The sequence below is a fragment of the Mycobacterium sp. 1245852.3 genome, assembly GCF_001669335.1.
Classification (GTDB): Bacteria; Actinomycetota; Actinomycetes; order Mycobacteriales; family Mycobacteriaceae; genus Mycobacterium; species Mycobacterium europaeum_A.
In genome coordinates, this window is record NZ_LZLL01000505.1 from 1 (window position 1) to 10,840 (window position 10,840).

At 67.6% G+C, this 10,840-nt stretch carries 12 protein-coding genes; 3 read left to right on the plus strand and 9 right to left on the minus strand.

Features of this window, described 5'->3' with window-relative positions; translation table 11 throughout:
• Both fetB and A9W96_RS22535 read right to left on the minus strand, forming a co-directional pair.
• Nucleotides 1-728 (minus strand): iron export ABC transporter permease subunit FetB (gene fetB, locus A9W96_RS22530; protein ID WP_067143203.1); only part of this gene is annotated, 728 nt, incomplete at its 3' end.
• Nucleotides 728-1,438, minus strand: coding sequence for a phosphate ABC transporter ATP-binding protein (locus A9W96_RS22535; protein ID WP_067143206.1), 711 nt, complete (start codon nt 1,436-1,438; stop codon nt 728-730). The genes fetB and A9W96_RS22535, both read right to left, overlap by 1 nt.
• A 134-nt stretch (nt 1,439-1,572) precedes the next feature.
• Here A9W96_RS22535 and A9W96_RS31690 point away from each other — a divergent pair, with 134 nt between their 5' ends.
• The 3 genes from A9W96_RS31690 (at nt 1,573) to A9W96_RS22545 (ending at nt 3,883) form a co-directional block, all read left to right on the plus strand.
• A complete protein-coding gene (locus A9W96_RS31690; RefSeq protein ID WP_112632220.1) occupies nt 1,573-1,737 on the plus strand; it encodes a hypothetical protein in 165 nt (54 codons plus the stop codon).
• A complete protein-coding gene (locus A9W96_RS22540; protein ID WP_067143204.1) occupies nt 1,738-3,219 on the plus strand; it encodes a trehalose-6-phosphate synthase in 1,482 nt (493 codons plus the stop codon).
• Nucleotides 3,220-3,304: 85 nt separating this feature from the next.
• A complete protein-coding gene (locus A9W96_RS22545; RefSeq protein ID WP_066866221.1) occupies nt 3,305-3,883 on the plus strand; it encodes a hypothetical protein in 579 nt (192 codons plus the stop codon).
• A 22-nt stretch (nt 3,884-3,905) separates the two neighbouring features.
• On the opposite strand, the gene A9W96_RS22550 is transcribed toward A9W96_RS22545, so the two are convergent.
• The 7 genes from A9W96_RS22550 to A9W96_RS22580 all read right to left on the minus strand — a co-directional run.
• On the minus strand, nt 3,906-4,397 hold the full coding sequence (locus A9W96_RS22550) for a mammalian cell entry protein (protein ID WP_066881022.1): 492 nt from the start codon (nt 4,395-4,397) through the stop codon (nt 3,906-3,908).
• On the minus strand, nt 4,397-5,104 hold the full coding sequence (locus A9W96_RS22555) for a mammalian cell entry protein (protein WP_066866224.1): 708 nt from the start codon (nt 5,102-5,104) through the stop codon (nt 4,397-4,399). The genes A9W96_RS22550 and A9W96_RS22555 overlap by 1 nt, the downstream gene beginning before the upstream one ends.
• On the minus strand, nt 5,104-6,831 hold the full coding sequence (locus A9W96_RS22560; RefSeq protein ID WP_067143205.1) for a virulence factor Mce family protein: 1,728 nt from the start codon (nt 6,829-6,831) through the stop codon (nt 5,104-5,106). Before A9W96_RS22560 ends, A9W96_RS22555 begins: the two co-directional genes overlap by 1 nt.
• Before the next feature lie 13 nt (nt 6,832-6,844).
• Nucleotides 6,845-7,999, minus strand: a complete 1,155-nt coding sequence (locus tag A9W96_RS22565; RefSeq protein WP_066881026.1) for a virulence factor Mce family protein — start codon at nt 7,997-7,999, stop codon at nt 6,845-6,847.
• Nucleotides 7,996-9,435: a virulence factor Mce family protein gene (locus A9W96_RS22570; protein ID WP_156748981.1), complete on the minus strand. Its 1,440-nt coding sequence runs from the start codon at nt 9,433-9,435 to the stop codon at nt 7,996-7,998. The genes A9W96_RS22565 and A9W96_RS22570 overlap by 4 nt, the downstream gene beginning before the upstream one ends.
• Complete coding sequence (locus A9W96_RS22575) at nt 9,435-10,499, minus strand: virulence factor Mce family protein (RefSeq protein WP_067143207.1); 1,065 nt, start codon at nt 10,497-10,499, stop codon at nt 9,435-9,437. Before A9W96_RS22575 ends, A9W96_RS22570 begins: the two co-directional genes overlap by 1 nt.
• On the minus strand, nt 10,489-10,840 hold a 352-nt coding region (locus A9W96_RS22580; protein ID WP_231999805.1), incomplete at its 5' end, for an MCE family protein. The genes A9W96_RS22580 and A9W96_RS22575, both read right to left, overlap by 11 nt.

Genomic DNA, 10,840 nt, shown 5'->3' on the forward strand with positions numbered 1-10,840 from the left:
AGCCGCACGATGCCCATCCCGACGACCACCGTGGTGGCCGCGACCGAGCCCAGGATCAAGAACATCACCACGGCCTGCACCAGCACCGCCTGCAACGGCGGCACCCCGGCCAGAATGAGGCCGGTCATGGCGCCCGGCAGGAACACCAGGCCGGTGGCTTTGGTGGTCTCGATCTGCGGAGATATCGCCGAGCGCAAGGCGATTCGCAGGTACGGCGACGCGGCCTGCCCGCAGGGCTGGCCCAGCGCCAGGCGGGCCTCGACCTCGTCGCGTTTGTCGCGCAACTCGTCGACGAGCCGCCGCGCCACCAGCACCATGGCGGTCATCGAGTTGCCGATCATCATCCCGGCGACCGGGACCAGGGTCCGCCCCTGCAACGGGAACACCCGCAGGCCGAAGATCACCCCCAGCGTCACCACCGCCGCGCCGGCGAACGCGGCCACGGCCAGCGGCGCGAACCGCGGCACCTCCGGCGCCCTACGGCGCGCGACATCCCCGGCGTACGCCACCATCCCGGCGACCCACGCCCACGACCACCACAGCGACCTGCCCGGCTCGAACAGCAGCGTGAGCGCACCGCCCACGAGCAGCAACTGCACCAGTGCGCGCACCGCGGCCCACAGCAGTTGCCGCTCCAGCCCCAACCGCCGCCACAGCGAGATCCCGGCCGCGAACGCCACCAGGATCAGCGACGTCGCCAGGCCCAGCCAGCCGACTTGGCCGTTCATCACGCCACCGAGCCGTCGCCCGGGCGGGAGGCGACCGGGCCCAGCCCCTGGCTGCGGCCGGACTCCAGGCGCAGGACCCGGTCGGCGGCCCTGGCCACCTGCGCCGCGTTGTGGGTGACCCACAGGGCCGGGGTGCCGTCGGCGGCCAACTCACGCACCGCGCGCTCGATGACCTCGGCCGCCTCCGTGTCGACGGCGGAGGTGGGTTCGTCCAGCAGCAGCACCTGCGGTCCGGCCATCAAGGTGCGGGCCAGACACACGCGTTGCGCCTCCCCACCCGAGAGCCCGGCCACGTCGCGGTCCAGCCACGATCCGCTCAACGCGACCCGGGCCAGCGTCTCGCGCATCCGCGCATCGGGCGCGTCCGGATCGGCCGCGCGCAGGTTGTCGGCGACGGTGCCGGGAAACGGCGTCGGACGCTGGAAGCACATGCCCACCCGGCGCCGCAGCCACAGCGGGTCGAGCGCGACGATGTCCGAGCCGTAGAACGACACCCGCCCGCTCGTCGGCAGCTCCAGCCGGTTGCACAACCGCAGCAGCGTCGATTTGCCCGAGCCGGACGGGCCGAACACGGCCGTCACGCCGTGCGCCGGGATGGCGGCGGTCAGCCCGTTCAGGGCGCGCACGCCCTGGCGTTCGACGACGACGTCGAGGAACTCGAACATCACGTCGTTATCGGCGTCCTGATCGACCACCCGCTTATCCTGCATCACCGCGGCCGCCGTCCATCGCGTCTTCGCGAGCGGCGCGGCGAACACCTGCGAACCGGCCGTAAACGCCGTCAGAGCCCGTTAGCTGGTGAGACGGGCTGCGACCGGTCAGCGGCGTCGCCTACAGTTAAGTCATGCCTACTAAATCTGATCCTGGCGAAATCGGCGACGTGGAACCTGTGGCCGACAGCACCGCCAGCCAGGCCAGGCGGGTCGTCGCGGCGTACGCCACCGACGCCGACGAGTGCCGGGTGTTCCTGTCCATGCTGGGTATTGGGCCTTCGAAACTCGACGCATAAATGTCTCCCGGGGGTGGGCGAAGCGCAACGGCGGCCAAGTACGGCAACTCCGACTTCGTCGTAGTCGCCAACCGGTTGCCGGTGGACCAGGAGCGGCTTCCCGACGGCACCACGGCGTGGAAACGCAGCCCCGGAGGATTGGTCACCGCGCTCGAGCCGCTGCTGCGCCGCCGGCGTGGGGCATGGGTCGGCTGGGCCGGGATCGTCGACGAGGACACCGACCACGATGACGAACCGATCATCCAGGAAGATCTGGAGCTCCGGCCGGTCAGGCTGAGCGCGGCCGACGTCGCCGAATATTACGAGGGTTTCTCGAACGCCACGCTGTGGCCGCTGTATCACGACGTCATCGTCAAACCGATGTACCACCGCGAATGGTGGGAGCGCTACGTCGACGTCAATCGCCGCTTCGCCGAAGCCACCTCCCGTGCCGCGGCAAAAGGCGCGACGGTCTGGGTGCAGGACTACCAGCTGCAGCTGGTGCCGAAGATGCTGCGCGAACTGCGGCCCGACCTGATCATCGGTTTCTTCCTGCACATCCCCTTCCCGCCGGTCGAGCTGTTCATGCAGATGCCGTGGCGGACCGAGATCGTCGAGGGCCTGCTCGGCGCCGACCTGGTCGGGTTCCATCTGGCCGGCGGCGCGCAGAACTTCCTGTTCTTGGCCCGGCGGCTGATCGGGGCCAACACCTCGCGCGGGGCGGTGGGGGTGCGGTCGCGCTACGGCGAGGTGGAACTGGACTCCCGCGTCGTTCGAGTGGGCGCCTTCCCCATCTCCATCGACTCCACCGCGCTGGACCAGGCGGCCCGCCACCGCGACATCAAGCGCCGCGCCCGGGAGCTCCGGGCCGAGCTGGGCAACCCGCGCAAGGTGCTGCTGGGCGTCGACCGGCTCGACTACACCAAGGGCATCGACGTTCGCCTGAAAGCCTTTTCGGAGCTGCTCGCGGAGGGCCGCGCCAAGCGCGACGACACCGTGCTGGTCCAGCTGGCGACACCGAGCCGCGAACGGGTGGACAGCTACCAGCAGTTGCGCAACGACATCGAGCGCCAGGTCGGCCACATCAACGGCGAGTACGGCGAAGTCGGGCACCCCGTGGTGCACTACCTGCACCGGCCGGTCCCGCGCGACGAACTCATCGCGTTCTTCGTGGCCGCCGACGTCATGCTGGTCACCCCGCTGCGCGACGGGATGAACCTGGTCGCCAAGGAGTATGTCGCCTGCCGCAGCGATCTCGGCGGCGCGCTCGTGCTCTCCGAATTCACCGGTGCCGCCGCCGAATTGCGCCAGGCGTATCTGGTCAATCCGCACGACCTCGAGGGCGTGAAGGATTCGATCGAGGCCGCGCTCCACCAATCCGACGAAGAGGGACGCCGCCGGATGCGGTCACTGCGCCGCCAGGTGCTGGCTCATGACGTCGACCGGTGGGCGCGGTCGTTCCTCGATGCGCTCGCCGAATCCCGGCCCGGCGGCGCCGATTAGGGCGCATCCGCAAGACCCCATGGTGTTGCCGCCCGAACGCTGTGATACTCAGGTGCGAGGGTCGCACGCGAAGGAGGGGCATCACATGAAGCTCCGTCACGGAATGGCGGCCGGTGCCGGTATCTTCACGGCGGTCGCGGTGGGAATCGCGCTGCAGTCCGGTGAACCGGCCAAGGCGCTCGGACCACCGGCGGACGGCAACTATTCGTTCAACGAGGCTGGCGTGTCCGGGGTTACATGGACTGTCACGGCGATATGCGATCAGCCGTCCGGCACCCGCAACATGAACGACTACTCCGATCCGATCGTGTTCGCGATGCAGTGCGCGCTCAACGTCGTGAGCTTTACCGATGAGAAGATCAGCGCGGCGGACAAGCTGCAGAACTTCAGCGGCCGCGCCCGAATGTCGAGCATGCTGTGGACTTTCCAAGTCACCAAGGACAACGGCGTGTCCTGCCCCGGCGGCGGCACCGCGCCGTCCACCGAAACCTTCGCGTTCAGCGACGAAACGATGAGCGGCACCCACACCACCATGCACGGACCCGTGTGCGGCATGGAGCCGGAGATGAAGAAGCAACCGTTCTCGCTGTCGCTGATCGGACCGCCGCCCAGCCCGGTGCAGCGTTACCCGTTGTACTGCAACGGCATTGCGATGTGCTACTGACGTTGACCGGTTGCCAGCAGGGCTAGATCGGCGTGATGTAGGCGATCAGCCACTGCTTGCCGACCTTTTTGAAGTCCACCCGCAGCCGGCTGCCGTCATACAGCGGCTGGCGTGACTTGTCGGTCACGGTGCGGTTCATGAAGACCATCACCGATGCCGATTCCCGTTTGGCCGACATCACCCCCACGCCAACGACATTGGCCTGCACCACCACTTCGCGCTTCTTGGCCTCGGGGATGATCTGGTTGTTGGCGCTCTTCTGGAACTCCGCGCGATAGTCCGGGGTCAGCAGCGGATACGCCGCCGACAGGCTCCGTTCGACCGTCTGGTAGTCGTAGGCGAAGACCTCCGGAATCTCCTTGGCCGCCAGGCCGGGCAACACCGCCCGCGCCGCCTGCTCGCCGCGCGTCTGCACCCTGTCCCAGTACATCCAGCCGGCCACCGCAGACAACCCGACGAACGCCGCGGCCAGGAGGTAACCCGCGACGACCAGCAGCCAACGCCGCCATCGCATCAATTGCCTCCGTCGGGATACTTCAGGTCGTAGCCGCTCATCTTGCCGGCGTCGTCTTCGTGGACGATGACACGCAGGCGGTAGGGCATGGACGGCTTGTTGACGCCGTCGATGTCGGCGACCGTGACGCGCACCGACACCAGCACCGACGCGTTATTGGTAACGGCGTCAACGCCTTCCAGTGCGGCCCCGTTGACGACGGCTTCCGATGTCGCATTGGTGGAGCGGAAGAGCGCCTTGAGGTTTTCGGCGTTGTTGTTGGCGCCGAGCATGCCGCGCAGCGGGCCGCTGGTGCCGTTGATGAACCGGTTCACGCTTTCGTCGATGTTGTCCTGCTTGTAGCTGAACATGTTGACCACCGTCTGCGTGGCGGTGTCGACGAAACGCTGATCGCGCGCCTGCGCCGTGGTGGCGTGGCGCTGCGAAACGAGCAGCGCCGCCACACAACCGGCCAGCACACCGACCGCCAGCAGTGCGGCCGCGAATGAGATCCACGCCACCAGGGCACGGTGCGGCTGCCGGCGCGGTGGCGGCTTGATGGACTTGAGGGCCTTGACGGGTTTGGGCGTCGGCTTCGCCGCGGGCGCAACGTCGGTGTGGACCGTGACGTCCTGGGCCGAATCACCCTTGGCCGGACCCGCCGCGCGGGAGGCCCGACGGCGCACCCGTGGTTTGTTCGTTTGTTCGTCTGCCACGGCAGTGTCCATTACATCGGCCTTGGATCAAGCATGAGGTCCACCCAGTTCTCGGCGCCGGAGGTACCGGTGGCGCCGGCCGCGAAGATACCAGTGCCACCGGCCGGATCGACAAACGCGCCGGTCTTCTCGTCGTAGGTCGCGTATGCCGGCGGCCCGCTGGCCTGGGGTTGCCCACCGGGCGGCGGCCCCCACGGCTTCTCCGGTCCCGGGCCCGCCGGCGGCGGGCTGATGCCCTCCGGCGCGGGCGGCGGGGGCAGCCACTTCGGGTACGGAAGCTGCGGCGGCACCGGCGGCACGCCGGGCGGCTGCCAGGACGTGAACGGCGGTGGCGGCCCGTTGTCGTTGGGCGGCGGCGGAGCGAAGGCCGGCTGCTTGTTGGGCAACGGACCCGGGCCGGGCACCACACCCGGCGGCGGCGGCCCGACGATGGGTGTTCCCGGATCGGGCTCAGCGCCCGGCGGGATGTACGGGAACTTGTTGGGCGGCAACACGTTCAGCCCGTTGGTCACCGGGGTGTCGTAGGGCACCGGCGGACCGCGCCACGGGTTGCGGCCGATCGGCACGTAGCCCTTCGGGTCGCGACAGAGCTGGATGGTCGGTGCGCGTTTGCCGGGGAACTCCTGGCACGGGTAGTTGCGGGCGCCACGCACGGTGCTGGGATCGTTCTGCGCGGTCTTGCAGTACATGTCCTTCGGCAGCTCGCGCACCGTCTCGTCGGCCGGGGTGCGCATCAACGGCGGCGGCAGGAAGCCGACGGCGCATGGCGGAGGGTCGTTGAGGTCGAGCTTGAAGTCCAGCTTTCCACCCTCGTCGATGGGGGGACCACCCGCCATCGTGATGATCGCGGCGAACAGCGCCGGCAGGACCACCAGCAGCTGCTCGATCGACTTGTGGTAGATCACGCCCACCCGGCCCAGGTTGGCCAGGCTCGCCGCCAGCGCCGGGAAAGAGGGACGGATGCCGGAGAACGCGGTGCTCGCCTCGTCGGTGGCGCCGGGGGCGGTCGCCAGGGTGTCGCGCAGCTGCGGGTCGGCCTGACGCACCTCGGAGGTGAACCGCGCCAGCCCGTCGGACAGCGACTTGATGTCCGCGCCGGCGCGGATCTGCGCCTGCAGGAACGGGCCGGCCTGGTCGATCAACTGCGAGACTTGCGGATAGTTTGCGTTGGCCTCGTCCACCAGCAGCCTGGCGGACTCGAACAGCCGGGCCATCTCGGGACCCGATCCGTTGGCGGCGACGAACGTCTCGTGCAGCAGCTCACGCAACCGGGTATCGCCCAGGCTGTTGACCAAGGTCTCGGAGCGCTTCAGCAGGTCGGCGACGTCCTGGCCGATCCGGGTGTTCTTGCGCTCGATGCGAGAACCGTTGACCAGCTTGCTCGTTGCCGGTGAACTGGGCGGCACCAGGTCGATGTACTGCTCGCCCACGGCGGACACACTTTTGACGGTCGCGGTGACGTTCGACGGGATGGCGGTCCCGCTGTTCAGCCGCATGTCGGCGATGACGCCGTTGGGGCTCAGCCCCACCGACTCGACCCGGCCGACGGCCACGCCGCGGTAGGTGACGTTGGCGTTCTTGTACAGGCCGCCCCCGGCAACGAAATCGGCGCTCACTCCGTAGGTTCCGATGCCGAACGTCGCGGGCAACCGCAGGTAGAAGATCGCCATCACGGTCAAGGTGATGACGGTGATCACCGCGAAGATCACCAGCTGGATCTTGGTCAGTCTGTCGTGCATCTGCGCCCGCCCCCTAGTGTCCCGAAGCCGTGCCGGGCGGAATCTTGAACGGGTCCGCGGCCTGTCCGGACAGGTTGGCCAGTTCGCCGGTCAAGAAGTCGGGCGGATTGAGGATCTCGTTCATGTGGGCCATGTTCGGGTCGAAATACGCCGTGGTGAAGAACGTTTCGCCCAGCCGGCGCAGGGTGAGGTCGAAGGTGGTGAACACGTTGAGGTAGTCACCGCGCACGGCCTGCTTGATGCCGTAGTTGGGGAACGGGAACGTCAGCAGGATCTGCAGCGAGGTGACCAGGTTTTTCCGGTTGTCGTTGAGCGCCTTGACGACCGAGTACAGGTCCTTCATGTCGGCGGCGAAGTCCACCTTGGTCTTAGCCAGGATGTGGGAGGTGACGTTCGCCAGTTTGTGCAGCGCGCTAAACGCCTCGACGATGTGATCGCGGTTCTTGTTGAGCACGCGAATGGCCTCGGGCAGCGTGTCGAGCGCCCGGCCCAGGTTGTCCTTGTCGTGCGCCAGGTTGGCCGAGAATCGGTTCAACCCGTCGACCGCTTCGATGATGTCGTTGACCTGGCGGTTGAGCCCCGAGGTCAGTTCCGCGAGCCTGGGGACCAGGTCGACGAACTGGTCCTGCCGGCCGGCGACGGCCCGGTAGGTCTCGTCGGTGATCTCTTCCAGCGCACCGACGTTGCCCTTGTTCACCACCACGCCCAGCGCCGAGAGCACCTCTTCGGTGGTGGGATAGCGGCCGGTGTTGGCCTCCGCGATCTTCGACCCGTCCTTGAGCTTGCCAACGGCCGGCTTGTCCTTGGGACGCGCCAAGTCGATGTGCATCGAACCGAGCAGCGATGTCTGGGCGACCGTCGCGGTCGAGTTTGCGGGCAGCACCACGTTTTTGTCCAGCGCCAATTTGACTGCGGCATAGAACGATCCGTCGGCCCGCTGTTCGGCCGCGATGCCGGCGACGCTGCCGACGGTGACGTCGTCCACCATGACCGGAGAGTTCTGCGGCAGGGTCGCCACGTCGGGCAGCTCGACCGTGATCGAATAGGCGCCGCTGCCGTGGCCGGCGGTGCCCGGCATCGCCAGCGAGTTCAGCCCGCTGAATTGGCAGCCGGCCAGCAGCACGCTGCCCGTCGCCAATCCGCCTGCGCGCAACCACATCCGGTTCATCCGCCACCACCCAAGCCGGCCGCCGGCCCGTTGGGCGCCTGGCCCGGAGGCGGGCCCGGCAGCGGACCGAAGGCGCTCCCGGCGGCGGGGCCAGGAGCTGGAGCGGCACCGGGCGGCGCCGGCTGGCCCGGCGCGGGAGCGGCCTGCGGGGCCGTCGGGACCAGCAGGGCCTGCAGGTCCGCCGGGTTCTGGGCGTCCGGCGGCGTCTGGGTGCCCTTGGCCGGAATCCAGGTCAGCTGTGGCACCGGCGTCGCCGACTTGGCCTGGGTTTCGGGGGTGTCGTAGATGATCTGGCCCTTGTACGCCGTAATCGTGTTGAGCGGGTGGAACATCAGCGGCGGGTAGTTCACGGTGAGCCGGCGCAGCACCGGACCGAGCCGCTCACGGCAGAGCTCGGCGCGCTTGAAGTAGTCGGGCGCCCTGGGCCCGGCGGCGGTCTCGAAGGAGCCACCGCAGATGAACTGCACGGGGTTGGCGAATTCCGGTATCGACAGCAGGCCGTTGAGGGTGCCCTGCGCGGGGTCGTAGATGTTGTAGAAGTTGGCGATACCCGGGCCCGCCACGTGCAACACCTGCTCGATGTTGTCACTCTGGTCGCTCAACGTCTTCGCGAAATCGTTGAGGTTGTTGACCGTATCGACGATCGTCGAGTTGTTTTCGTGCAGGAAGCCCCGGATGTCCGACAGCGCCTTGTTCAAAGTGCCCAGGGTGGTGTCGAGGTGGCGCGAGCTGTCGGCGAGCACCTGAGACACCGAGGCGACGTTGCCGGCGAACTGAACGATCTGCTCGTTACTGGACGAGAGCGCGTTGACGAGCACCTGCAGGTTTTTCACCGTGCCGAAGATGTCGCCGCGCGAATCCCCAAGGCGCCCAGCGGCTTGCGAGAGCTCGCGCAGGGCGTTGTGGAACGACTGGCCCTTGCCGTCGAAGGTGTCCGCGGCCTGGTTGATCGCCGAGCCCAACGGTCCTTGCAGGGATCCGGCCGTCGGACCGAGCTGGACGGCCAGCTGGGTCAGCGACTCCTTGACCTCGTCCCATTCCACCGGGACGGCGGTGCGGCCCAGGCCGATGCTGGCGCCATCGGCCATCTCGGCCCCGCCGGTGTACGCCGGCGTCAACTGAATGAACCTGGCGGCCACCAGGTTTGGCGACATGATGATCGCCTTGGCATCTTTGGGGACCTTCACGTCCTTGGAGACGGCCATGGTGATCTTGACGTCGGAGGGCCGCGGCTCGATCGTGTCGATGGTCCCGACCGGGACACCGAGGATGCGCACCTGATCACCGGGATACAGGCCGACGGCAGAGGTGAAGTAGCCGATGATCTTGCGGTTCTTCTCCTGCGACGACAGCACATACACGCCACCCACCAGCACCGCGACCAGCGCGATGATGGTGGCGTAGCGCAGCCCCCGGCTACGGATGATCCGCTGCATCACGGCGCTTTCGGCCTGATCGTCCAGCGTTCCTGAATCAGGCCGCGCAGGTAGTCGGCGAGGCTGGCAGGCATCTTGCCGGGCTGGTAGAAGAAGTCGAACATGGTGGCGAGCAGTGGCGCCGGGATCACGCCGTAGACGTTGACGTTGAATCCGGGACCCGAACCGACGACCTCACCCAGCTCGGTGGCGTAAGTCGGCAACCGCTTGAGCGCCTCGGTGATGTAGTCGCGGCGCTCGTTGAGGTTGGACAGCACGTCGTTGAGCTTGCCCAGCGCGGGACCGAACTCCTTGCGGTTGTCGGCGACGAAACCGGAAATCTGCGTCGAGAGGTCCTGGATCCCCGAGATCAGCTGGGCGAGGGAGTCACGGCGTTCGTCGAGGGCGGCGAACAACTCGTTGCCGTCGTCGACCAGCTTGTTGACCTGCTCGGCGCGCTGGGACAACACGCCGGTGACCGACTTCGCGTGCGCCAGAAGGCTTTGCAGCGCCTCGTCGCGGCGGTCCAGGGTGCGCGACAGCGACGTCACGCCGTCCAGCGCGCCGCGCAGCTCCGGGTTGGCGTCGTGCAGCGTGTCGGTCAGCACGTTCAGCGCCTTCTCGAACTGCGGCTTGTCCAGATTGTTGGCGTTTTGCCCCAAGTCCTCGAGCGCACCGGCGAGCGTGTACGGCGTCGTCGTGCGGCTGAGCGGGATGGTGGTCGCCTTGCCGCCACCGGCCGGGGTCACCGAGATGGAGCGTTCGCCGAGGATGGTGTCGGTGCGGATCGCGGCCAGCGACTGGTCGCCGACGGCGACGTGGCGGTCGACGCTGAAGCTGATCTTGGCGCTGTCGCCGGCCAGACCCACCGAGGTCACCTTGCCGACCTTGAAACCCGAAACATAAACGGCGTTGCCGGGATTGATGCCGCCCGCGTCGGTGAAGTAAGCGTCATAGATCTTGCCCTGCGGCCAAAACGGCAATCCGGAGTAGCCGAACGCGATGAGCACCACGCAAACCACCAGCACCACACCGAAAATGCCGGTGCGCAGTGGATCGCGCTCATGCCTTGCGTTACTTGGCAAAAGCACACCTCCCCTTGCTGGGATCCACCTGGCCACCGAGCGGCAGCAGGATGTCGCTGCCGGCCGGGCCGTTGATCTTGATCGTCACCGAACAGAAGTAGATGTTGAAGAACGACCCGTAGGCGCCCAAGGCGGACAGCCGCAGGTAGTCCTCGCCGAGCTGTTCGACGTCGTTGTTCACCTCGGCCTTGCGGTTGTCTATCTCGGTGGCCAGCGGCCGGGTGTTCTCCAGGATGCCCTGCAGCGGCCGGCGCGAATTCTTCAGCAGGTCCGTCAAATCCGTCGTCGTGGAGGCCAGCGGCGGGATGGCGCCCGCGATGTCGTCCTTGTGCTGGGCCAGC